At 38.0% G+C, this 23,792-nt stretch carries 17 protein-coding genes; 8 read left to right on the forward strand and 9 right to left on the reverse strand.

The genetic code is table 11. From position 1 onward, the window contains the following. The 3 genes from LB450_RS09245 to LB450_RS09255 all read right to left on the reverse strand — a co-directional run bounded on the left by LB450_RS09245 (window position 1) and on the right by LB450_RS09255 (window position 4,385). Window positions 1-1,815 carry a tetratricopeptide repeat protein gene (locus tag LB450_RS09245; protein ID WP_224487630.1) on the reverse strand — a complete coding sequence of 605 codons (1,815 nt, stop codon included), beginning with the start codon at window positions 1,813-1,815 and terminating at the stop codon, window positions 1-3. Between the two features lie 88 nt (window positions 1,816-1,903). Further along, a complete protein-coding gene (gene serS / locus LB450_RS09250; RefSeq protein WP_224487631.1) occupies window positions 1,904-3,175 on the reverse strand; it encodes a serine--tRNA ligase in 1,272 nt (423 codons plus the stop codon). 223 nt (window positions 3,176-3,398) lie between these two features. Then, on the reverse strand, window positions 3,399-4,385 hold the full coding sequence (locus tag LB450_RS09255) for a Gfo/Idh/MocA family protein (protein ID WP_224487632.1): 987 nt from the start codon (window positions 4,383-4,385) through the stop codon (window positions 3,399-3,401). Window positions 4,386-4,721: 336 nt separating this feature from the next. Between LB450_RS09255 and LB450_RS09260 the strand changes: the two genes are divergently transcribed. The 4 genes from LB450_RS09260 to LB450_RS09275 all read left to right on the forward strand — a co-directional run bounded on the left by LB450_RS09260 (window position 4,722) and on the right by LB450_RS09275 (window position 9,574). Beyond that, the gene (locus LB450_RS09260; protein WP_224487633.1) at window positions 4,722-6,212 is read left to right on the forward strand and encodes a Gfo/Idh/MocA family protein; all 1,491 of its coding nucleotides are present in this window, start codon (window positions 4,722-4,724) and stop codon (window positions 6,210-6,212) included. An 83-nt stretch (window positions 6,213-6,295) separates the two neighbouring features. Further along, complete coding sequence (locus LB450_RS09265; protein WP_224487634.1) at window positions 6,296-7,111, forward strand: 3-keto-disaccharide hydrolase; 816 nt, start codon at window positions 6,296-6,298, stop codon at window positions 7,109-7,111. Between the two features lie 317 nt (window positions 7,112-7,428). Further along, window positions 7,429-8,154, forward strand: coding sequence for a phenylalanine-4-hydroxylase (locus LB450_RS09270; RefSeq protein WP_262902916.1), 726 nt, complete (start codon window positions 7,429-7,431; stop codon window positions 8,152-8,154). A 187-nt stretch (window positions 8,155-8,341) separates the two neighbouring features. Beyond that, window positions 8,342-9,574, forward strand: coding sequence for a serine hydrolase domain-containing protein (locus LB450_RS09275; RefSeq protein ID WP_224487635.1), 1,233 nt, complete (start codon window positions 8,342-8,344; stop codon window positions 9,572-9,574). Between the two features lie 334 nt (window positions 9,575-9,908). On the opposite strand, the gene LB450_RS09280 is transcribed toward LB450_RS09275, so the two are convergent. The 3 genes from LB450_RS09280 to LB450_RS09290 all read right to left on the reverse strand — a co-directional run bounded on the left by LB450_RS09280 (window position 9,909) and on the right by LB450_RS09290 (window position 16,685). Further along, on the reverse strand, window positions 9,909-12,641 hold the full coding sequence (locus LB450_RS09280) for a cation-translocating P-type ATPase (RefSeq protein WP_224487636.1): 2,733 nt from the start codon (window positions 12,639-12,641) through the stop codon (window positions 9,909-9,911). A 460-nt stretch (window positions 12,642-13,101) separates the two neighbouring features. After that, window positions 13,102-13,458: a dihydroorotase gene (locus LB450_RS09285; protein ID WP_224487637.1), complete on the reverse strand. Its 357-nt coding sequence runs from the start codon at window positions 13,456-13,458 to the stop codon at window positions 13,102-13,104. Between the two features lie 245 nt (window positions 13,459-13,703). Next, window positions 13,704-16,685: a zinc-dependent metalloprotease gene (locus LB450_RS09290; RefSeq protein WP_224487638.1), complete on the reverse strand. Its 2,982-nt coding sequence runs from the start codon at window positions 16,683-16,685 to the stop codon at window positions 13,704-13,706. Between the two features lie 75 nt (window positions 16,686-16,760). Here LB450_RS09290 and LB450_RS09295 point away from each other — a divergent pair, with 75 nt between their 5' ends. Together LB450_RS09295 and LB450_RS09300 are read left to right on the forward strand one after the other, a co-directional pair. Continuing rightward, window positions 16,761-17,288 carry a hypothetical protein gene (locus LB450_RS09295; RefSeq protein WP_224487639.1) on the forward strand — a complete coding sequence of 176 codons (528 nt, stop codon included), beginning with the start codon at window positions 16,761-16,763 and terminating at the stop codon, window positions 17,286-17,288. A 264-nt stretch (window positions 17,289-17,552) separates the two neighbouring features. Further along, window positions 17,553-18,149 (forward strand): lipoprotein signal peptidase, encoded by a 597-nt coding sequence (locus LB450_RS09300; RefSeq protein ID WP_224487640.1) that lies wholly within the window; start codon window positions 17,553-17,555, stop codon window positions 18,147-18,149. A gap of 3 nt (window positions 18,150-18,152) precedes the next feature. On the opposite strand, the gene LB450_RS09305 is transcribed toward LB450_RS09300, so the two are convergent. From LB450_RS09305 to LB450_RS09315, 3 genes are all read right to left on the reverse strand, one after another. Beyond that, complete coding sequence (locus LB450_RS09305; RefSeq protein WP_224487641.1) at window positions 18,153-18,608, reverse strand: hypothetical protein; 456 nt, start codon at window positions 18,606-18,608, stop codon at window positions 18,153-18,155. Window positions 18,609-18,881: 273 nt separating this feature from the next. Beyond that, window positions 18,882-19,703, reverse strand: coding sequence for a ZIP family metal transporter (locus tag LB450_RS09310; RefSeq protein WP_224487642.1), 822 nt, complete (start codon window positions 19,701-19,703; stop codon window positions 18,882-18,884). Between the two features lie 2 nt (window positions 19,704-19,705). Next, window positions 19,706-20,359, reverse strand: coding sequence for a metal-dependent transcriptional regulator (locus tag LB450_RS09315; RefSeq protein ID WP_224487643.1), 654 nt, complete (start codon window positions 20,357-20,359; stop codon window positions 19,706-19,708). A gap of 235 nt (window positions 20,360-20,594) precedes the next feature. On the opposite strand from LB450_RS09315, the gene LB450_RS09320 reads away from it, so the two are divergent. Beyond that, complete coding sequence (locus LB450_RS09320) at window positions 20,595-21,128, forward strand: GNAT family N-acetyltransferase (protein ID WP_224487644.1); 534 nt, start codon at window positions 20,595-20,597, stop codon at window positions 21,126-21,128. 9 nt (window positions 21,129-21,137) lie between these two features. Further along, complete coding sequence (gene ovoA, locus LB450_RS09325) at window positions 21,138-23,246, forward strand: 5-histidylcysteine sulfoxide synthase (RefSeq protein WP_224487645.1); 2,109 nt, start codon at window positions 21,138-21,140, stop codon at window positions 23,244-23,246. Window positions 23,247-23,792 lie beyond the last annotated feature (546 nt).

Below are 23,792 nucleotides of genomic sequence, written 5' to 3' on the forward strand. Positions count from 1 at the left end.
TCATTGTATTTGATCTCCTCTTAGCTTTCGGAAGCGTTTTCTGGCTTCTACAAAGTAAATGCTATCGGGATGATTAAAAATTAAAGTTTCAAAATAAGTTTTAGCCTTTTCCGGCTCTTCAAGTTGATCCATGTACAATTTTCCAAGAAGGAAATTGGCATTGTCAGCTAGAATCCTGTCATTATACTCATCAACTATTCGTTGCAAAACCGGAATTGCATTATCAGGGCTGTTGCTATCCAATTGCAGATTTGCAATTCTGAACAAGACTTCGTCTAGAATGGATGGTGATTTGTGATCGACAAGCACGTTTTTTAATATCGCTAAAGCCTCTTCTGGTTTATTCTGAAATTGAAGCAGGTCCGCTTTAGCTACAAGCTTTAAATCTGTTCGTGTAGAATCTTCCAGGCTGTTGTCTTTTATCAGTAAAGATAACTCCAGGGCATCGTTGGACGTTAATTGAGAAGCTGATGATTTTAAGACGTCAAGCTGAGTCAGTGCCCAATCGAAATCTCCAATAAAATAACTGGTCTTCGCAACTTTGAATTTGGCTTCTCGTGCGATATCGCTGTTGGGAATTAATTTTTCAACCTGAGTGTAAAGCAACAAAGCCTGGTTAAATCTGGATTGTTGCACCTTCAAGTCGGCTTCCAGTAATTTTAATTCGGCCGCTTGTTGCTGATATAGATTTTGTTCTGCAATAATTTTGATTTGCTCCAGTGCCTTTTCAATGTCTTTTTTCTGAAACGCCATAAATTCAGCCAGATCTTTTTGAATCAAAAAGCTATCTCTATTCCTGCCGATTTTGGCAATAAAATTCTTGTAACCTAATTCAATCTCATCGTAATCTTCAGGTTGAGCCTGTAGTCTTTTGATGAGTAGAAGTTGTCGTTCTGCTGAACGTAAATCGCGTTGGCTTGCCGCCTTGGCGATAGCAAACTCAAACATTTCTCTGGCGCTGGATAAGTCGTCATTTTCTTTAGAAATCAGTGCTAAATCAATCAGGCGACTTAAAGATTTAGACTCCAAACGTTGAAAAATTGCTCTTTCCTGAGCAAAAGCTTTGAAATAGTCTTCCTGCTGAACAAACAACCAGCTCAACATCTGGTTGTAAATCACATCAGGTTTTTTTTGATTGCGTCGCAACAAAACGCGTCTTAAGGTTAGATTGGCTTCATTCCCAGAATCTTCTGTGATGTATTGTGAAAAATCTCTGTTTAGAATTCCGAAGTAACTAGGGTTCTCAACAATCAAATCCATATAATTTTCGAACATCTCTTTATGCCGACTCTGCTCGCCGTAAATTTTAGCCAGCTGAATTCTATAGTTACTTCTAGGCTCAACGCGCTGAGCGGTTTCATAAGTTTGAGCTGCTAAATCCAACAAGCCGTATTTTTGAAAGGCATTTCCTACCGCATACGCAAAAGCAGGCCTCTTTTCTACCTTAGAAATCGCTTGCTGATAATAGTCATCAGCGACTAAAGTATCGTTTTGCTTTTGGTACAAATAGCCAAGCTCTATCTGAATGTTGGGATATTCTCCCACCTCAGCCAGGTATTTTTTCAGAACCGATTCTGCCTGTCCAAGCTTTTCCAAAGCTTCTAAAGATTCTACATAACCCAACAACCAATTTTGATGAGCCGGACTGGATTTATGAAGTTTCGCGTAAATGGCTTCCGCTTTTTTATATTCCCCCTGATCAAAATAATTCTGGGCCAGCTCTTCGCTTTGACCAAAACTCAAGCTAAAGACGAGTATTGACAGGATTGTCAGAAAAGGTTTTAGTGTAAAAGATCTGGGGAATTCTAAATGCATGTCCAAATTTACCCAAATATTTTAGGGCGTCGACATCTTTGACAAAGATTTCTAAAGTGTCAATCAGTTAATACTGAGGTCTAAAACCTTAAGAAATTTTATCAAACCCCGTATAAGGCCTTAAGACTTCGGGAATGACAATCCCCTCTTCGGTTTGGTAGTTTTCTAGAATACCAGCCAAAACTCTGGGTAAAGCCAACGAACTTCCGTTCAAGGTATGCACCAAAGATTTCTTATTATGAGAGTCTTTGTATCGAATCTTTAATCGATTAGCCTGAAAAGTTTCAAAATTTGAAACTGAAGAAATCTCAAGCCAGCGGTCCTGAGCTGTTGAAAATAATTCGAAGTCAAAGGTGAGTGCAGACGTAAATCCAAGATCACCACCGCATAATCTCAACACACGATAAGGCAGTTTCAAGTCTCTTAAAATCGACTTGACGTGTTCTACCATGTTCTCTAAAACCTGATAAGACTCTTCCGGCTTTACAATATTGACCAGTTCTACTTTATCAAACTGATGCAAACGGTTGAGTCCGCGAACGTGAGCACCGTAACTCCCCGCTTCTCTCCTGAAACAAGGCGTATACCCAGTTAACTGAATGGGTAATTGCTTTTCAGTCAGTAAATCATCTCTGTAAATGTTGGTAATAGGAACTTCAGCCGTTGGTATTAAATACAAATCATCGTTACCTACATGATACATCTGTCCTTCTTTATCTGGTAACTGACCTGTACCATAGCCGGAAGCTTCGTTGACCAACAACGGAACCTGCACTTCGCTGTAACCTGCTTCAACATTTTTATCCAGGAAATAAGAAATAAGCGCTCTTTGCAGTCTGGCACCCTTTCCTTTATACACAGGAAATCCGGCACCGGTAATTTTATTACCCAGCTCAAAATCTATGATGTCATATTTTTTGGCCAGCTCCCAGTGCGGAAGTGCATTTTCTACCAGTACAGGTATATCTCCTTCTTTGAAAATCTCTTCATTATCCTCTTCGCTTTTCCCGGCAGGAACAGAGGCATGAGGAATATTAGGGACTTGGTATAACAAGGCCTGTAATTCCGTTCCTACCTGACTCATCACTTCTCCAAGACGACTGGAATCTTCCTTTAGCCCGGCTGTTTTTTCTTTATGGGCGTTGGCTTTTTCCTTTTTACCTGACTTGAAAAGCATCCCGATTTCTTTGGAAAGCCTGTTGGATTCTGAAAGTATTTCGTCCAGTTGTTTTTGAGTCTCCCGACGTTTTTCATCTAATTTTAAAATAGATTCAAAAACAGCTTCAGCCTCAAAATTTCTCTTTTTGAGCGCTTGAATGTAGTCTTCCTGATGTGCGCGAATGTGCTTAACTTCCAACATAGTGCTTTGTCATTGGAGATTTTAGTAGAATTGAAAAGTCAATTCTACTAAAATCTTTATTTGCGGCAAATTTAGCAAATCGTAAGGCTTGTGCAATTTTTTTGATAAGATAAAAACTAGTGTGTTAATTGATTTTAGTAATGAATGTTAAATAAATCAATACGACCTCTTTTAAAATCACAACTAAAGAAATGCTGCAACGGCTCTGCCACTTTGTGTTTTGTTAGTTCTTATCTTCCTTATAAACCAATCCTATTATTTCGCGAATTTTATCCAGGGTTTCTATCAATTCTAGGGATGCATCGAGCGGCCAGTCCGGGCTTTGTGTCAGGCCTTTTTCTAAACAGTCCTGGACGTGCTCAATTTCAAACTGATAGCCATGAGATGGATAGTTAAAATCTATATGATCTACACCAGAATTGGTTTCAATGTCAAGTTTATCGGTTTCATGAAATCTGGAACCAAATTCAACAGTTGCCTTTTCAAAATAGACTTTGGCTTTAGAAGGTGTCGATTTTGCAAAACTGGAAGATAACTGAGCAGTTGCTCCTGAAGCATATTTAAAATGGATTTGATTGGAGGTATCCACTCCTGTCGACGAAAACTCGCAAGTCGCTTTGATGACCTGAGGGGTACCCAAAAGCTTCAAGGCCAGGTACACAGGATAAATACCGATATCCAGCAAAGCTCCTCCACCTAAGTCTTTATTAAATAAACGTTTTTCTGTATCAAATTCAGCTTTAAAAGAAAAATCAGCTTCAACTTTAAGGCATTTCCCGTAAGTCTTAGCCTGGGTTAGCTGATTCACTTTTTGAAGATGAGGCATGAAATTGGTCCAAAGCCCCTCCATCAAAAACAAGGCATTTTGCTTTGAGTTTTGTATCATGATTTTCTGCAGTACAGCATTCACTGCCATGGGTTTTTCACATAAAACGGCTTTACCATGCTCAAGACACATAATGGTATGTTCATAATGAAAGACATGTGGTGTGGCAATATAAATAATATCCACCTCAGGGTTTTGAACTAAATCTTCATAAGATCCATAAGCATTGCCCACCTTAAACTCTGATGCAAAGTTTTGAGCTTTTTGCAGAGAGCGAGAAGCTACCCCATAAAGATTTGCACCATTTACATCCTGTAAGTCTGAGGCGAATTTGTGAGCGATACCCCCTAATCCAATAATTCCCCAATTATGAGTTTTTTTCATTGATACTTTTTTTAATAAAATTATAATTAACCACTATGATATAACTTCTAATGTATGTTTTTTTAGTTTAACACATATCAATTTCGATTTTTTTGTAGAAAAATTTAAAGTCTTAAGCAATAATTTATAATATAATTGCTAATATTGAAAATCAAACTTTAATTGTAAATCTTCTATCTATATCGTTTGAGTATAAATTTAAAACTAGTTATGAGTAAACTAAGTCTGATTTGAACAAGTAATCTCAGATAAAAACAAAATAAAGCTGATCTACAAAAACACATTCCCATTTTTTAAAAAAGTTTTTATGAATCTATCTTACCAAAATACTAAAACATGAGTAATTTTAAAGAAAACAACGATTTATCCAGACGTAAATTCTTAAGGAATATAAGTTTGGCAACTGCAGGAATCTCTATTGTCCCAAGTCATGTCATTTCAGGTTTAGGCTATACAGCTCCTAGCGATAAGCTCAATATTGCCGGTATTGGCGTAGGGGGCATGGGCCGTAGTAACCTAAGAAATATGAGTTCTCAGAACATTGTTGCACTGGCTGATGTAGATTGGTCTTATGCTAAAAGATGTTTTGATGATTATCCAAAAGCCAAAAAATATAAGGATTACAGAATAATGCTGGAGGAAATGGATAAAGAGATAGATGCGGTCATGATCAGCACACCTGACCACACGCATTACGTAAGCGCCAAAGATTCTATGTCTGCAGGCAAGCATATTTACTTACAAAAACCGCTTACACACTCTGTATATGAGTCAAGAAAACTAGCTGAACTATCAGAATCTACTGGAGTTGCCACTCAAATGGGTAACCAGGGAAATTCTTCTGACGATATGCGCAAAGTATGCGAATGGATTTGGAATGGTGAGATAGGAGAAGTAACTAAGGTGGATGCCTGGACAGACAGACCGATTTGGCCTCAGGGTTTAGAAAGACCTACTGAAAAACATGCAGTACCAGAAACCCTTGATTGGGATTTATTTTTAGGACCCGCTGCAGAAAGGCCTTACCATCCTGCATATACACCCTGGAATTGGAGAGCTTGGTGGGATTTTGGAACAGGTGCTTTAGGAGATATGGCTTGTCATATTATGGATCCTGTATATAAAGCTTTAGAACTAGGATTTCCTTACGCATTTGAAGCTTCCTCTACCCAAGTAAACACGGAAAGTGCACCTGTGGCAGAGAAAGTCACTTACTATTTTGGTGAAAGACCTAAAAAAGGCAAGATAAATATGCCTGGTGTAGAATTTACCTGGTATGATGGTGGATTAAAGCCAGACAGGCCTGAAGGCTTGAAGCCTGGCATGTATCCTGGCGATCAACAAGGCTGGGGCGGTGCTATTTTTTATGGCACTAAAGGAACCTTAATTTGCGGAACTTATGCTATGAACCCCTTTATTATAGGACGTGAAGATAACCCGCCTCCTACAACTGGTGAATTGCGCAGAATCCCAAATGCTATGGATGGCGGACATGAAATGGATTGGGTGCGTGCAGCAAAAGAAGATAAAAACAAAAGAGTAGAAGCTAGTTCTAATTTTGCTTATGCTGGACCATTAAACGAAGTAGTTGTAGCAGGTAACCTTGCTGTGAGGTTACAGGATTTACGCAGAAAGTTAGAATGGGACGCCAAAAACATGAAAATCACTAATATTGGAGAAAACGAAGAAATAAGAGTGGTAAGTACCGATAGCTTCAAAGTGATAGATGGAGATCCAAAATTCGATACGCAGTATAAAACCATCAATGCCAAAAACGCAGCTGAAGAATATGTGAAGCGAAGCTACAGAAAAGGCTGGTCTTACTAATATGAGATATGCTGGACTTTTGGTAATTAGTTTCAACAAATAACATAAGTCAAAAAATTATAATTTAAACAAAACAAATGAAGATGAAAAAAACAATTTTAGCACTCACAACCTTTGCATTTATTGCTTTTTCTTGTGGAGATACTAACAAAAAGGAAAACAAGAACGCAGAAGCTGAAGAGTCAATTGAAAAAACGAATGAGGCTGATGTAACCGAAGCAAGTGAACTTAATACCTTATCTAAAGAAGAAAAAGAGGAAGGCTGGAAACTTCTTTTCGATGGTGAAACCAGTGAGAACTGGAGAGGTTACAACACCGATGTGTTTCCTAGTGATTGGAAGGTAAAAGAAGCTACTCTTTTTATGGCTGGTTCTGGAAGAGGTGAAGCAGGTTCAGAAAACGGCGGAGATATATTATACGATGAAGTATTCGACAATTTCCACTTAAAATTAGAATGGAAAATATCAACAGGAGGTAATTCAGGAATTTTTTACTTAGGTCAAGAGTCAGACGACTATGATTTTATATGGAAAACAGCTCCAGAGATGCAGGTACTTGACAATGAAAAGCACCCTGATGCCATGTTAGGTACAGATGGGAATAGAAAAGCGGGATCCTTATATGACATCTATCCGGCTGAACCACAAAATGCAAAACCAGCTGGGGAATGGAATTCAGTTGAGATTATAGTTTATAATGGCACAGTAGTTCATAAACAAAATGGAGAAACCGTTGTAGAATACCATTTATGGACCCCACAATGGAAAGAAGATGTGGCTAATAGTAAATTTCCGGAATTAAATGAAAACTGGGCTGATGTTGCTAAAGAAGGATATATCGGTTTACAGGATCATGGTGACGATGTCTGGTTCAGAAATATAAAAATCAAGCAATTATAAATTAATGAGTATTAATTTTAAAAAAGGTCTTTTCAATTCGAAAGACCTTTTTTAATGTTCAAAAATTAGACTACCAGGATTCTTCCTTTTGAAAAAAGTTAATTTCATCTTTATTCCAGTAAAAACAGGTTTAACACTTGTTGATTTGATTGTTTTAAGATTTTATCTAATTTCGCCTTGTGATTAATACAAACATATATTATTACTATTATCCTCTTCTAAATTTTAGAATCGGCTAATGGTATAATTTATTTTATAACTTTTATCTCATCCCGATTCAAAACTGAATCGGGATTTTTATTTTAAAAACAATTCTGATGCAAGACATGTCTAAGTACACAAAAGAAGATCTATGGGTTTGGAAAACATTGTTTACCAGACAGCAGAGTAACATTCCTGGCAAAGCTTCTCGAGCGTATATTCAGGCTCTGGAGCATATGTCACCGGTTTTGAATGCTGATGAGATTCCAGATTTCAAAAAAATTAATGCATGGTTTCAAACCAAAACCCAGTGGGAATTACAAGTGGTCCCCGGGCTTATACCAGTGCAGGATTTCTTTCAACTCCTGGCTGAACGCAAGTTTAGTTCCTCAACCTGGTTACGCTCCAAGGACAGCCTGGACTATCTAGAAGAGCCTGATATGTTTCATGATATTTACGGCCATGTCCCCTTGCTCAGTAATCCTGTTTTTTCTGAATTTGTTCACGAATTTGGAAAACTGGGCTGCCAATTCCTTGATGATTCAGAAAAGCTTCTTCAATTGCAGCGTTTATATTGGTTTACTATTGAGTTTGGTGTAATTAAGGAACAAGGTAAAGTTCAATCTTATGGCGCTGGGATTTTATCATCTTATGGAGAAACCAATCAGATCCATGAACAAAAGGCAAATTTTTTAGATTACTCTATAGAAGCTATAGTTCAAAAAGTCTTTAGGACTGATATTATGCAAGAGGATTACTATGTCATTTCCTCTTTTGAAGTGCTTTTTGAATCTTTAAAAGAGCTATCTGAAGTTTGGAATGAACGCCTTACAGAGGTTTAAATTTATATCACTCCAATTTAAACTGAAACGAAATTTCATTTTTTTCTTAAATTTAGTTAAGTTAAGTGATTTTAATGATATTGAACCCTTATTAAGTTGTAAAGCCTGGTCTAATTATTTAGTTAAAATTGATGAACAATCTATTTAATTAAAATTAATTTCAAATCTTTGAACTTTAAAGTATGAGATGAAATTTAACTCAAAATTTTTTTTAAGGCTGGCTTTGTTTATCACTCTGGCTGTACTCATATCCTACACTATGTTTCAAAATTTTGCTTTTAGCAATTTTGAAACCCGCTCCGTAGAGATTCCGGCAGTTATCGAGCAGCAGCCTAAACCTTCAGTTCCAGACTATGACTCCTTATTTTCTGAAGAGTTAGACCTTTTGCAGGAACAAATTCAGAAGAAAGCCAAACGCTACAGGATAAATGGATCTGTACTGGTTGCCTACAAAGACCAAATCCTGTATAAGGAAGATTTTGGATATAAAAACCCGATTACAAAAGCCCCGATGCAACCTGGCTTATCTTATCAATTAGCCTCTGTCAGCAAGCAATTTACAGCAGCTGCAATCTTAAAATTACATGAAAACAAAGTCATAGATATTGACCATCCTGTGGTTAGTTATTTACCGAATTTCAAGTTTGAAGACGTAACCGTAAGAGATTTATTGAAGCACAGATCCGGGCTTTGGAATTATATGTATCTCACAGAACAATACTGGGGTGAAAATATCGCACCCAATAATCTTGAAGTGGTTGACTTGATTAATTCGCATGCTCCGAGGCTTAATTTTCCTTCTGGAAGATATTTCAGTTACAGCAACACAGGATATGTCGTTTTGGGTGCTATTGTGGAGCAAATGAGTCAACGTCCTTTAGGTGATTATTTGAGAGAGGAGTTTTTACAACCACTCTGCCTCGATGAAACTTTTGTAGAAAAAACTGAACTAAATAAAACCAGCATCCTAAATGGTTACCAGCCCTACAGGCATTCTTTGATAAATCTCCCTGCTGGTTTTCATAACAATGCCCTTGGAGACAAAGGCGTATATGCTTCTACACACGATTTATTTGTGTGGTTTCGAGATCTAAAGAATGGAAAAATACTGTCTAAAAAAAGTGTCGACTTAATGTTTGGACGTGACGAGGGTGGAAAAAATGAACGTTACGGAATGGGGTTTAGGATTGATAAAGACGGAAGCGAACCAGTCATCTATCATAATGGACTTTGGGATGGTTTTAGAAATGGCATAGAATATCATCCTAAGCAGGATCTTGTTGTTATAGTGATGACTCATACACAAAACAAGCGTAAACGTTACTTCCAAAATCATATCGTAAGGTTATCCAAAACGCTCATTTCCTCAGCAAAAAAGCGTCTTGAACTCGAAAAACAAGAACCTGAGTTGATTTTATAATTGCTTGCCTTTGGGCTCTTTTTTAGTTGCTGGTGTTTTGTTGTTCGTTATTCGTGGAATGCTATTAAAAGGTTTTAGATTTCAAGTCATTGCTCATGTCTTCTGATTCTTTTCTCTTTGTTCTATTTGCTATGTTCTCTTTACCTACTACTGACTTCTGAATATCAAATTTACTTGGGTCTTGAATCTTGGTTCTTTTTTAGTTGCTGGTGTTTTGTTGTTCGTTTTTAGTAGGCTTTAAGTCATGGCTTCTGATTCTTGCCTCTGTTTGCTCTATGCTCTTTACTCTTTTTTACTATTTGCTACTGACTACTGACTACTAACTACTGAACTTCTAAAACTTCTTCCAAATCATCTTAATACTTTGTATAATCAAGGTAGGCGCGATACTAGCTATGGCGATGAGTATCCAAATTTTAAATTCAAGTTGCTGAAATGAAAAAACTGAAGCTAGCGCTGGCACTAAATAAGAAAGGATAACAGCAGCAAAACATAAGGCAATAGCCATCCAAACCCATTTGTTACGCGTTACCTGATTGTTGAAGAAATTCTCATTACTATCACGCATATTGAACACATGGATAAACTGACAAAAGGCAAGACTAAAAAAAGCAATATTATTATTTATAGCTTCAGGTTCTCCCCATACAAAATGAGAATAAAGGTAAGCACCACTTACTGATACTGCTATGATGAATCCATAAACCATAATCTGCATCCAGTTCTGTTTAGCGATGATAGCTTCTTTGGGGTCTTTTGGAGGCTGCAGCATTACTTTGGGGGTTCCCCTTCCTATGCCCAGTGCAAGTGCAGGAAATACGTCTGAAAGTAAATTCAAAAATAAAAGTTGTAGTGGCAGAATAGGCAGTACAAAAATGGTAAAACTCATCAGGGCAATTATGAGAATCTCGCCCAGGTGATAGGATAGTTGATAAACTACGAATTTGCGAATGTTTCCGAAGATAATCCTTCCCTCCCTTATGGCTTCCACGATAGAACTGAATTCATCATTCTGAAGTACCACATCCGAAACCTCCTGAGCTACTTGAGTCCCTCGTTTCCCCATAGCGATACCTATATCTGCTCTTTTCAATGCCGGGGCATCATTGACTCCATCCCCTGTCATCCCCACGATCTCTCCTTCTCCCTGATAGTGTTTGATCAAACTAAGTTTCTGCCCTGGATCTACCCTGGAGAATACGAGTGTCTCCAGAAGTTTTTTATTGTCTTTCTTATCCAGTTCTTCCTGAAGATTTTTACCGTGAAGCACATCTTTGTCTTTCTTCGCATCTTCTGTCGCAAGATGCGTTTGTTTAGCTACATTAAGCGCTGTACCAGGATGATCCCCTGTGAGCATAACTACCTTAATACCCGCTTTTTTTGCGATTTCGATGGAATCTGCCACTTCTTTTCGAGGTGGATCCAGGAAACCTATAAGCCCGACAAATACCAGGTCTTTTAAAAAATCTTCATCGTCAGGAAGCGAATCGGTTTGCTTACAGGCAAACCCAAGAACACGCAAACCATCTTCCGCAAGTACGTTATTCTTATCTTCCCAATCCTTTTTTTCATTGTCAGAAAAGGTTTTTACTTCACCATTGATTAAGATGCTTTTAGAGCGTTCCAGAATAGCGCTAAGAGAACCTTTGCCCGAAATATAGTAGCCGTCATCGGTTGTGTGAACTGTTCCCATAACCATGGATTCAGAATCGAAAGGATCGTGCAGCTCTCGACTCCATTTTTTTATTTCTTTATACAAATCTGAATCAAATCCTTTTACAAACTGAAGCAGGGCAATCTCCAGGGGGTCACCACTAATAAAAACTGCAGCCCTATCTTCACTTTTATTGTCTTTGTCCTCTTCTTCTTTCTCATCACCCAAAGAAGCATCATTTGCTAACACCGAAATTTTAAGAATATCTTTTAAGTTCTTATTTCCACTTGTATGTTCTGAATCTTTCAGCTTTGGTCTGCTATCATCCCATTTCACTTTGGCAAGGGCCTGTCCTGGAAACTGAAAGGTATTCACGGTCAGTTCATTTTTGGTAAGCGTTCCTGTTTTATCGGTGAAAATCACTGTAGTTTCCCCCAAAGTCTCTACCGCACCCAACTGCTTGATGAGTACATTTTTTTTGGACAAACGGTACATTCCTCGTGCTAAGGCAATGCTGGCTACTATAGGTAAACCTTCGGGAATTGCAGCAATTGACCAGGCAATAGCTGTTTGCACCAACTGATATGTATCTTTACCAGCCAGCCATCCAAACACAAAAAAAGCAGCAGCCATAGCCAGTATGACCCAGATAAGGCTGCGGGTTAATTTATTGAGTTTTTGATTGAGTGGCGTTTCTCCCTCTTTTTGTTCTTGTACCATGGTAGAGATATTACCTACCTCTGTATCCATACCCGTTTTAAAAACTATAGCTTTGGACTGGCCACCTGTTACAGCTGTTCCTTTATAAAGAATATTGGTGCGGTCTGCAACCTGCAGTTCCTCTTTCAATGTTTCAGCATTCTTATTGACGGGAACCGATTCTCCAGTAAGCGGAGATTCATCTACCTGAAGCTCTGTAGCTTCTATAACACGTGCTTCTGCAGAAATAAGATCACCGGATTCTACAATAAGGATATCCCCAGGAACCATTTCTTCCGCATCAATGCGTTTTTTCTCACCATCCCTAAGTACGGTAGCTCTAACCTTATCCATTTTCTTAATGGCTTCCATGGATTTTTGAGCTTGATATTCCATCCAAAAACCAATTATGGTATTCAGTAACAGAACTACAAGAATGGCAATTGCTTCTGCTGTATCTCCAAAAATAAAAGCCAATACTGAAGCCGCCGTTAACAGATAAATAACCGGATTATTGATCTGCGAAAGAATTATTTCCCAAACAGAGCGCTGTTCATGCTCTTCCAATTTATTACGCCCGACTTCTTCAAGCTTTTTCTTAGCTTCATCATCAGAAAGTCCCTTGTCAGGATTGGTAGAAAAATGGTCTGTTAGTTCTTTCCAGTCTTTACGATAAGCCTCTTCATTAAAGCTATCCCTTGTGTGTACTGCCATCTAACTATGAGTTTTATGCTGTATTTACTAATTTTGCCAGGTGTTGCTATAAAACTGAAGTACTTCTGAATCTTCAGTCTTAGTACTTTTTAAACACCTTTTAAAAGTAATCGATTCAACTAGTCTTAAAATTAGTTTTTTTTATTCCAGATAAATATAATTTACTGGTTTTTTTGGCTGTAAGGTGAAATTCGACTTGTATGGGACGGTCTAAATTAAATAAGCATAACGAATTTGCTAAAATGAAGTTTTATAAAACAAAAAAGGAGTCTATACTGGGAGCGGACTTGTTGCAAATGGGAACTTTTTCAAGAGTTTCCAAGATCTTCTTATCCTGAAAGCATCACCGAAATAATCAGGAAAGACAAACAGCTTTGCTTTTATGGTTAATTCTCAAAACAAAAGCCCAAGACATGCCGTTCGGGCTATCTTGGGCTTTCGCTATACTTTGTCAGGGTGTTTAAATCCTTACTAATTCTTTTCCTTCAAGTGCTTTTTCAATATCTACAGTTATATACTTATGGCTGTTGAAAAAGGATTTTCTGGAAGTCAATTTGATTGTTGCTATTAAACTTCCATTTTTCTCTTTAACAGAAGTAATTTCAACTTTTTCTCCTTTCACGTAACTGTAATTAGGAAGTCCTCCATTCTTGATAATGAAATTGGCTCTAGGAAAATTGATGTGTTGATAATCATTATTTTCAACTTCGCCTATTGTCAAAACATCTCCAACATTTACGGTTGAATCTACATTTTGGGCAAAAATCATTCCTGTAAAAAAACTTGCTAATAGTGTGAGTAGTATTTTATTTTTCATTGCTAAAAATTTTACTTGATTAAATTACAATATAATAATATTTAAAGCCTTTTTTTATAAAAAAACATTAATTGTTTATTATAAGATAGCTAAAATTACATATTTTTAAAAAATAGCAGTGAAAAAATCAGAATTGGGTCAATGTCTGAAACTGAATCTTAAGCCTTGATAATGTAGTTGAATAAATTGAAAAAAGAGGTTTTAAGAAACCTCTTTTTTCAATAAAAGCATACATTCTTAAATTATTATTCTACGATAATTTTTTTGGTTATTCTCCTGTAGCCGTCACTTAGTTCTAAGAGATAAATTCCGGAAGCGAGATGACTTAAATCTAGTTCTTTCCTGAATTGTCCATAAGCATCATAGTTATGTCTAAGGATAGATCGTCCTCTTAAATCATAAATCGAAAGCTGGAAATCTGTACTTGATGCTGTAAAAAATTGAATGTTGAATTTACCTTGACTTGGATTGGGATAGATAGTTAAGTTTTGGAGTGAGAATGAATCATTACTCAAACTCGAAATAACATTAATCGTATAGTCCTCGACCTCACCATCAAAGCCGATTTCACAGGCCAGAGGAACATCCTCAGCAGTTCCAAGATATTTGGTAGTTACCCGCATTCGGGTTTGACCTAAAACAGCATCCCCCGGAACTGCAATAGAGAGCGGAGAATTAGACGTGGGGCCATTTTCTACATTGAAAGCAGTCCCAAGGTCGTATTCCTCGCCAGCATCATCCAGCTTGCAATTTTGATTCCAGTCAATCCATATATAGGTCTTCACGTCGTATTCCCCATCCGTATTCACATTCACTGTAAAATCATATTGAGAATCCACCAGCAGATCCGTAATTATATCGGTGTAATCGCTGTAACCTGAAGGTTTACCGGTCTGCAGATTACTCAAAATCTCGGTTCCTCCGTCATTTATAATGACTCCCGTGGTACTGGTCTGGAAATCGGTATTTCCTGCAGAAGCGCAGGCTCCATCAATAATCGTGAGACCTACGCTCTCGGTTTTTGTAACAGAAGAAGAGGTTCCTGTAATATCCAGCGTATAATCGCCTGGATTTAAATCTAAAAGATTACTGATAGTTAAGGTAAAACTGCCATCTGCATTCAGACTGGACGGGGTAAAGGCGTAGGTGGCGGCCTGAGGTCCGGAAACCGTAAATTCTGTGGTTTCCGAAAAGCCATTCGAAGTTATAAACTCAAACTCATAGCTGGCGGTATCTACGTTGCACAGACTCTGATCTGGCGTTTGGGCACTGATAGTGAAATCCGGAGAATTCCCGATAGCAAAGGGCTCAGTAAGCGCATAAAAGATATTATCTGCTGCCTCCACAAGTATTCTCGCCTCAGAGGTATCAGCAACGGAAGGCAAGGTTATTTCGGCAGAGCCTGAGTTTGCAACCCCCGAAGCTAATACGAAAGAAAAGTCTTTACCTTTTTCTGAAAAATAAATATTTACAGTTTGGCAGTTTATTGGAGCTACATTGGTTTCACCTACGGTCCAGTTTAAAGTTTGTGTAGAGCCCGAGGCCCAGGTGGGTGGCGTTTGCACCTCAAAAGGCAAAGCATCTACCGTAGTAACCACTAACTCAGCAGAACTGGTATTTCCAGCAGGGGTAGAATTATCTCTTACGGTAAGTAGGAAATTCATATCTCTGGCTACCGAAGGAACCACCTCCCAGGTTGACGATAATGAGCCGGAGAGCACCGTACTAAAGGAAGGCATAAATCGATCTGGAGACGTCGTTGGTAACAGGGATCGGAAAAGCGGTCCTGCCGTAGAGGTAGATTCTGGTGGCATCGGTGCAGGAGTCGGATCGATTTGTTCCCACGTATAGGTTAACACATCATCTGCGTCCACATCTGTTCCCTCACCCCTCAAAACAAAAGGAGTCGATTTGGGAATCGAGTAATCTAAGCCAGCTTTAGCTACTGGAGCCGTATTGCCTGTGTCAGCTATACTCCCGCAATTGCTGGAGTTTCCCTGCGAAATATTCAACCACATTTCCTTGATACTTTCTCCGTGAAAGTAGTCATCGCTGTTGTTTTGCACGTTTGGTGCACAAATGCCGGCGTAACCCATAATCGTTGAGGCACTTCCCGGCTCAAAGGACTTTTCCGTTCTGTTGCAGTCATTGTTTTGGGTATGGTTAGCTCCATATTGGTGCCCCATTTCATGGATCACGAAATCTATATCAAATGTATCTCCTACCGGAGAGGAAGACCCGGTAACTCCACCAGCCTTCAAATTTGTACATGGCGAATTAAGATAGGCAACTCCTCCTCCGCCCGTACTGAATACGTGACCTATATCATAATTGGCAGATCCAATAATTTCATCGCAGGTCGTTTGATTTTCACTCAGCATGGTAGAACCACTATCGTTGGTATACGGGTCTGAATCGACGTCGGGACCTAAAAAGATGATATCTTCATTGGGAACCATCTCCATGGTCAAACCCAAATCACGCTCAAAAATTCCATTGACTCTCGTCATGGTTGTATTCATTGCAGCCATAACCTGATCAAGCGTTCCGCCATGAAATTGAGCATATTCTACCGTACAGGCTAAGGCCAATCTGTAGGTTCTCAGTTTTCCGTCATTAGCGTTTTTTAAGGCTTTAAATTCTTCATGAGACATCGAATTCCTAAGCGGAGCATATTCGGTTAAGCATTCAAAATCCTCCTTTTCTTTATCACTTGCAGAATTGATGTAGCTGATGTAGGTATTCTCCTTTAAATTATAGGGCTCAATAAAAACCGTTTTCCCTTCTGATAGTACCATAGAACTCAATCCTTTTTCTTTTGACATACTAAAACGGATAATCACAGAAGGATTTTTAACACCTCTCCCAATATAAGACCTTATGTTTGGAAATTTCTTCTGAAGCTCTGGAGTCATGACCGAGGCTTCCTCAACTCTAAAAGACTCCAATGAACCATCTGGATTGGGGAAATCTATGATTTTTGAAGGAGTTTTGTTAACACTACGTTTTGGAACCGTTTCTAAAAAACGTTCTAATTGTTTGAACTCTAATGTTAGTATGCTGCTTTTTTCTGGTGTTGACTTGGAAAATTGAACTTTTTTAAGGCTATTTTTATCGGAATCCTTTACGGTCCAAAACGAACCCTGTTCTTGTGAAAAACCAAAACTTGAGACTAATAAAATTAGGGCAAGACTTATTACAATCTTTAAATTATATGATGTTCTCATAATTACCAAACTTATATCAACTAAACTAATAATTTATTCTATCTTACTAGACAATTATATCACAATTAAATGATTATGAATTTAAGACTCATCTTATTATCAAGCCTTATCTTGTGTTTTATAGCTTGCAAGACCAATCAGGAATCCACAGAAAAAAAGAGTTTGAACAAAACCCTTATTACTAACTGTCCTGAAGATGGAGCTTGTACGTTTGACGTTTTAGACAACAAATCACTGGTCATCAAAACCGATAGTACCGGCGCAAAATATCCCCAGGTTTCCAAAGGAAAGCATAGGGTCTTGAAATTTGAATATAAGCGTAATCAGGATCCCAGAATCGCTGATGATGAATATTCTGAAGTCGTTTATGCTGAAATTGAATCCGATCAGGAAAATCTAGAGTTAAAAGACGAGGAGCTTTTCAAGGCCAAGCTTTTGTTTGGAAGACTTTGCTTTTGCAGAGGCCAGTCTGGATATATCCCTGTTGAAAAGGGGCTTCTCAAAGTAACCATAAACAAAGATGAGTCTGTCACCTACCGTTTTAATTTCGAAGTTGCCGAAATCCCACAAGTCTTAACGAAAATTTCAGTCACTCAGAAATGAACAAACTGAAGCAAAATTTATGATTGTTGCAGCTGATTTTAGTTTTCAAATAATGATCAACGTATTAACTATATATTTTAGTTTTCAGGCTGCTTAAGACGCCAGGTCAAGTGAATACAATCATGGAGCTGGATATCTGGATGCATTTAAGTCAGCAGTATTAAAATCAGAAAAATAAATCAACTAAACATATCACCTCAGTAAAAGCCTTTAAAAAAATCTCAATTCAATAAAAAAACTATTTTTGTGCTTTAAATCAAACTTATGTCGTTAAAGAAAGCCTCCCTACTTATCCTCCTTATTTTGGTGATAGACCAGGTATCCAAGATTTATATCAAAACCCATTTTATGTTAGGCGAGGAAGTCGATGTGCTGGGTTGGTTTCGCATTCTTTTCGTTGAAAACGACGGCATGGCCTGGGGTGCAAAGATTCCTGGAGCTTATGGAAAAATTATATTAACCTCCTTTAGACTTGTCGCTATCGTGTTAATCGGTTATTGGTTATGGGACTCAATCAGAAAAAATTCGCCTAAAATCCTAATTCTTTCGGTGTCATTAATTCTCGCCGGAGCCATTGGTAACATCATCGATTCGGTCTTTTACGGTGTGATTTTCGACAGTAGTCTGGGTCAGGTCGCCACTATGTTTGCAGAGGAGCCATACGGCGAATTGCTCAAAGGAAAAGTAGTAGATATGCTGTATTTCCCGCTCTACAATGACATTTTACCCAGCTGGATTCCAATTTGGGGCGGCGAACATTTTGTGTTTTTCGAGCCTGTATTCAACATCGCCGATACGGCCATCAGTACTGGATTCGGAATTTTACTGGTCTTTAATAAAAAGGCATTTCCGAAGAAATAAAACTTAAATCGGTAGAATTTTGATCAAAAGCTGATAAGCTTCAATAGTCTCATTGGCTTTTATGGGATAGGGTGCCAAGTTTTTCAGGTAAACTATATGACCAGGTGTGGTCAAAACTTTCTTTTCAAAACCCAAAGCAGGAATAGCAATTTTTCTAGAAACAGTTTCGGTACCGTCGTTGATTTCGATAAGAATTTCAGCTTCACCAGGCCAGACGCAAGTCACATCTTTTGGACAACGCCCGTCACTCACCACACTTTTGAAAGTAAGTTCATACCCTTCAATTTCTACATCATCCAACACATCGAGTTTGGTCAAAATCTCAGGCACCTTAACTCGCCCTGCTGAAGTGTTTTTGTTTTCTTCTGAACTGCCTGACTTGGTTGCAGAGGCTGAATTTTGGGCGGATAGACTGCAAGTCATAAACATGACACTTAAAACCAATAGATAAAATTTCATAAGTCGTGTGGGTTTGCGTTTCAAAACCTAAAGGTAACAGAAATTATACCAAATCATTACCTGTTTAAACACCTGGTTTTTTCTCGAATTTACACTAGGACTTTGCATCTGTTTTTAACGTTAAGGCCGCCAAGATTTTCGCAAAGAATGCGATTTTGAATAGTGTCAATTATCACTAATTTGAGTGGCTTTGCGTTTTTTCTAGGGGAGCTTTGTGCTTATTTATTTATAAGACTTACAAAAGGGACTATGCGTATTTAAAGGGGATTAAAATTAACCCAAACCTACATCTAAAGTCATCATCACTACAAAACCTCCAATAAAACCAAGCGTAGCCAAATCTATATTACGATCTTGCTGAGACTCTGGCACCACTTCTTCTATCACGACAAAAATCATAGCCCCGGCGGCAAAACAAAGCGCGTAAGGTAAAATAGGCTCAAAGGTTAACACAGCCCAGGCCCCTAACACTGCTGCAAAGGGCTCTACAATAGCCGACAAGTGACCATAATTAAAACTCTTCCATCGGGAAAGCCCGAGTCCGCGCAGGGGCATCGCCACTGCAAAACCTTCCGGAAAGTTTTGCAGACCAATTCCTATCGCCAAAGCTACAGCTCCACCGATACTCGCACCCTCCATTCCTGCAGCTGCTCCACCAAATAAAACGCCAACAGCCAGACCTTCGGGGATGTTGTGTAAGGTAATGGCCAGGGTAAGCAATACCGATTTATGCCATTTGGTTTTGACGCCTTCTGTCCTGTTCTCTTTAAAATTAACGTGTAAATGAGGTAATATTTTATCCAGTGCAAAGATGAACAAAGCGCCCAGGACAAAACCAACTACCGCTGGAATTACTTTTACAAAGCCCTCACCATGACTCATCTCAATACCTGGAGCCAGTAAACTCCAGAAACTGGCAGCAACCATCACTCCACCAGTGAATCCAAGCATCGCATCAAAAAACTTTCGATTCATCCCCTTAAAAAAGAAGACTAAAGAAGCGCCAAGACCTGTCACCAGCCACGTGAAAATGGTAGCAATCAGCGCAGCCATCACTGGATCTTGAGCTTCGAAAAAAGACAGTATAGTTTCCATAATTAAATTTTGATATAAATGTTATTTGTAACCATTGTCGATACCCTCAACCTGTCCTCTTCAATTCGAATCAGCATAGAACCGTCAAACTCTTCCTTGTCCAAAACTTCTATAGTTTTACCTAAGGCTATTTTGTTTTTGTCCAGGTACTTCAAAAATTCTGAAGAAGTATCCTTAACGCCAACCAAAGTTCCTGTTTCACCTATCGACAAATCAGATAACAAAGTTTTATTGGCCACCTGGAAATCCCCTTCAGCATCTGGAATAGGATCACCATGTGGATCTCTTTTGGGATAATCCAGGAATTTATCCAATTCTGAAATCAATTTTTCTGACTTGATGTGTTCCAGTTCTTCAGCAACCTCATGAACTTCATCCCAGGTAAAGTCAAGCTTTTCTACCAAAAACACCTCCCACAACCTGTGCTTCCTTATAATCTGTAGAGCTGTTTTACGGCCAGACTCAGACAAATAAACACCTTGGTATTTTTTATAAATCACCAGATTTTTATCCGACAACTTTTTAACCATGTCAGTCACTGATGAGGCCTTGGTTTGCATTTCTTCGGCTAATGCATTAGTGCTCACTCCGGCTTTAGCGTGTTTTTGCAAATGAAAAATAGCCTTTAGATAGTTTTCTTCAGATAAGGAGAACATAAATCAGTTTTAAGTTGAACAAAAGTAAGTATTTTATTTAATCTTATAAAATATTTAGATGCATCTAATTTTAAACCGCCTCTTGTTGAGAACATCCATCTTTATGATGGGATCATCTTAAGCTTTTTACTCTGAAAGCTCCTTTTACTGATATAGTATCTTCTGCATTTTATTAATGAATATTTAATAAAAATGCAATCATGTGTAAAACAATTAGTAATAGTTTTGTCTTTAGATGATTTCATTAAACAAAATAGATAAAGAAAAATACTTAGATGTCAAGCCAGAACTTGAACGTCTCTATTTAGCTGCATTTACAGAAGGAATCTCAGCACAACACATCACTGCACAGGAAGCAGAAACCTACCTGGAAAAATTATTTTTAGAGGGTTATGGAATCTTCGGGTTTTCTGATGACAAGCTTATAGCTGCACTGATTTCAACTCCTTTAAGCTTTGATGACGAATGTCCCGAACATATCAAAAGTATGTATGGTAACAGTAATTCTGAATACATCGCAGAAGTCCTGGTTGATCGGGATTACCGAGGAATGGGTTTGGGTAAAAAATTGATGCAGGCGTACAAGACACATTTAGATAAAAACACGAAACACGTATTACTAAGGGTCTGGGATCAAAATAAAGCCGCTGTCGCTTTATATGAAAAAGCTGGATTTAAGGTCTGCGGAAGCATTGTTCAGGAGAAGTTTAGGCCAGATTCAAATGAAAGATTTATGATGCATAAAAATTATATGGCAAAGACTTATTAGCCCATTATTATGAAAGAATTCAATCTTAAAACCCCAAATCTTGTTGAAGGAGAACAACATCAAAAACGTCAGGAAATCCTTGACTATTTTAATCGAACTTTTAGTCTGGACGATGAGTTGTATAAAACTTTGAACGATGATAAGGCGTTTTATATGCGAGCAGACCAGCTTCGTCATCCACTCATCTTTTATTACGGGCATACCTCTTGTTTTTATGTCAATAAATTGGTTTTGGCCGGACTTTTACCTTCTCACATCAACCCTGCTATTGAATCTACGTGTGCAATAGGCGTTGATGAAATGTCATGGGACGACTTAAATGATAAAAATTATAACTGGCCTAGCGTTGATGAAGTCAGGGACTATCGAAATACAGTGAAATCGACCATCATAAAACTCATAAACGAATTGCCTTTAACGCTCCCAATCAATTGGGAAAGTCCGTTTTGGCCAATTATCATGGGGATTGAGCACCAAAACATTCATATCGAAACTTCATCTGTTTTGATAAGACAATTGCCTGTGGAAGTGCTTCAAAATGGAAAATTCGATGCTATTTGTGACACAGATAAACGAACTGTTCAGAATGAATTAATTGCTGTAGAAGGTGCAGAAATGCATCTAGGAAAACCACATGATCACCATCTGTATGGGTGGGATTTGGAATATGGAAATTATAATGAAAGTGTCAGGGATTTTAAGGCTTCAAAATATCTGGTTTCCAATGCTGAATTTTTAGAATTTGTAGAAGATCGCGGTTACCATGACCAGCAGTGGTGGAGCGAAGAAGGTTGGTCTTGGCGAAGTTACAAAAACGCGGAGCACCCTTTATTCTGGCGAAAAGACGGTGACTCCTACAAACTCCGTTTGATGACAATGCTTATCCCTATGCAGTGGAATTTCCCTGCAGAAATCAACTACCTGGAAGCCAAAGCATTTTGCAATTGGAAATCTGCCAAAACAGGGAAAAAACTTCGTTTACCCACCGAAACTGAATGGTATAGATTAGTCGATCATTGTCAGGTTAAAGATGCTACCAATTGGCAAACAGCCCCAGGAAATATCAATTTAGAACACTACACTTCGCCTTGCCCGGTCAATCAATTTTCATTTGGAGAGTTTTTTGACGTCATAGGTAATGTCTGGCAGTGGACAGAAAGCCCAATCACGGGTTATCCAGGATTTAAAGTTCACCCTTTATATGATGATTTTTCAACACCTACATTTGATGGGAAACACAACATCATCAAAGGAGGGTCTTGGATTTCTACAGGTAATGAAGCTACATTGCATGCCAGATATGCTTTCAGAAGGCACTTCTACCAGCATGCTGGTTTTAGATATATCGAATCTGAATATGAACCGAACATCAGAATTGACAGCTACGAAACCGATGAAGAAATCGCGATTTCATGTGAACAAAATTATGGAGAGGAGTATTTAGGATATAAAAAATATCCACTTCAATTGATTGAGCTTTTGAAAGAACAGATTGAAAATACTTCAGATAAAAAACTATTGGATTTGAATTGCGATACAGGTCGTTTAGCTTTTGAGGCTTCCTCTATTTTCAAGGAAGTAACTGCTATAGATGCTTCTGCACGCTTTATTCGCCCTGCTATTGAGCTACAAAACAAAGGTTTGTTGCGCTACGTCATCAAAGATGAAGGCGATTTACAATTATTTAAGGATGTGTTATTGAAGGATTTAAAGTTGAATAACAATGCGAATCCTGTGCTTTTCATGCAGGATGATGCCATGAAATTGAAAAAGAGATTCAGCGATTATGATGTGATTTTAGCATTTAATTTACTTGAAGAATTACAAAATCCAACTGCTTTCCTTAGCACAATCCATGAGCGACTGAACAAGGATGGCTTATTGATTTTAGGCTCAACCTACCACTGGAAAGAAAGCATCAGCCAAAAAGATAACTGGATAGGTGGATTCAAAAAGAATGGTGAACCCGTAAAGTCAATTGAAGGTATGCATGACCTATTATCCACCCAATTTGATTTGGTTTCAGCGCCTTTGGATCTGAAATACCTTACAAGAAAATCAAGTCGAACTTTTGAAGTAAATAGTTCGGAAGTGAGTATTTGGAAAAAAAATAAGTAATTACTTGGTTTGAATTTAAGTAGAGATTGAATCAATCGTTTGAAGAAGCTCTGACTTCAAATTATAATTTACATATATATTGACTACTTTAACTTTGAGGTCTTAAATTCAATAGGATAAAACTATCTGATAAACGTATCGCATTGTTCTCTCCAGGTTTATAGGTCGTTATATTTATAATTGATTTCACCCATATTTGAATATGATGTTGGAGAAATAAGGCCACTTTTGGTCTGAATCTATTTGATAGCCAGCTTTGACATCACCTGAAATCCATGATAGAAAAAAATTCTACTATCTCTAAACTTAAAATGTCTCAAAAAAAGAAATAGGAATATACTATGCAAAGTTTTTGGCTTAGCATTTAAAACCACTGACAAATCAAAAAAACAACCAAGTCAATTAGCATTGACACTTGAATCGATTTCCTCTTAGATCCTCAGCACAAATTGGTTGATAAGCTTTTGAATGATTTATCTCGTTAAATCTTAGGATGTATTTAGATTTATATACTTTTATTTTTTAGCTTTGCCTAAAATTAAATTG

The organism is Psychroflexus curvus (assembly GCF_020164585.1).
Taxonomy (GTDB): Bacteria; Bacteroidota; Bacteroidia; order Flavobacteriales; family Flavobacteriaceae; genus Psychroflexus; species Psychroflexus curvus.

Coding starts and splice junctions, on each gene's coding strand:
- LB450_RS09245 (WP_224487630.1), bottom strand. CDS start 1,815: ATGCATTTAGAATTCCCCAGATCTTTTACACTAAAACCTTTTCTGACA.
- serS (WP_224487631.1), bottom strand. CDS start 3,175: ATGTTGGAAGTTAAGCACATTCGCGCACATCAGGAAGACTACATTCAA.
- LB450_RS09255 (WP_224487632.1), bottom strand. CDS start 4,385: ATGAAAAAAACTCATAATTGGGGAATTATTGGATTAGGGGGTATCGCT.
- LB450_RS09260 (WP_224487633.1), top strand. CDS start 4,722: ATGAGTAATTTTAAAGAAAACAACGATTTATCCAGACGTAAATTCTTA.
- LB450_RS09265 (WP_224487634.1), top strand. CDS start 6,296: ATGAAAAAAACAATTTTAGCACTCACAACCTTTGCATTTATTGCTTTT.
- LB450_RS09270 (WP_262902916.1), top strand. CDS start 7,429: ATGCAAGACATGTCTAAGTACACAAAAGAAGATCTATGGGTTTGGAAA.
- LB450_RS09275 (WP_224487635.1), top strand. CDS start 8,342: ATGAAATTTAACTCAAAATTTTTTTTAAGGCTGGCTTTGTTTATCACT.
- LB450_RS09280 (WP_224487636.1), bottom strand. CDS start 12,641: ATGGCAGTACACACAAGGGATAGCTTTAATGAAGAGGCTTATCGTAAA.
- LB450_RS09285 (WP_224487637.1), bottom strand. CDS start 13,458: ATGAAAAATAAAATACTACTCACACTATTAGCAAGTTTTTTTACAGGA.
- LB450_RS09290 (WP_224487638.1), bottom strand. CDS start 16,685: ATGAGAACATCATATAATTTAAAGATTGTAATAAGTCTTGCCCTAATT.
- LB450_RS09295 (WP_224487639.1), top strand. CDS start 16,761: ATGAATTTAAGACTCATCTTATTATCAAGCCTTATCTTGTGTTTTATA.
- LB450_RS09300 (WP_224487640.1), top strand. CDS start 17,553: ATGTCGTTAAAGAAAGCCTCCCTACTTATCCTCCTTATTTTGGTGATA.
- LB450_RS09305 (WP_224487641.1), bottom strand. CDS start 18,608: ATGAAATTTTATCTATTGGTTTTAAGTGTCATGTTTATGACTTGCAGT.
- LB450_RS09310 (WP_224487642.1), bottom strand. CDS start 19,703: ATGGAAACTATACTGTCTTTTTTCGAAGCTCAAGATCCAGTGATGGCT.
- LB450_RS09315 (WP_224487643.1), bottom strand. CDS start 20,359: ATGTTCTCCTTATCTGAAGAAAACTATCTAAAGGCTATTTTTCATTTG.
- LB450_RS09320 (WP_224487644.1), top strand. CDS start 20,595: ATGATTTCATTAAACAAAATAGATAAAGAAAAATACTTAGATGTCAAG.
- ovoA (WP_224487645.1), top strand. CDS start 21,138: ATGAAAGAATTCAATCTTAAAACCCCAAATCTTGTTGAAGGAGAACAA.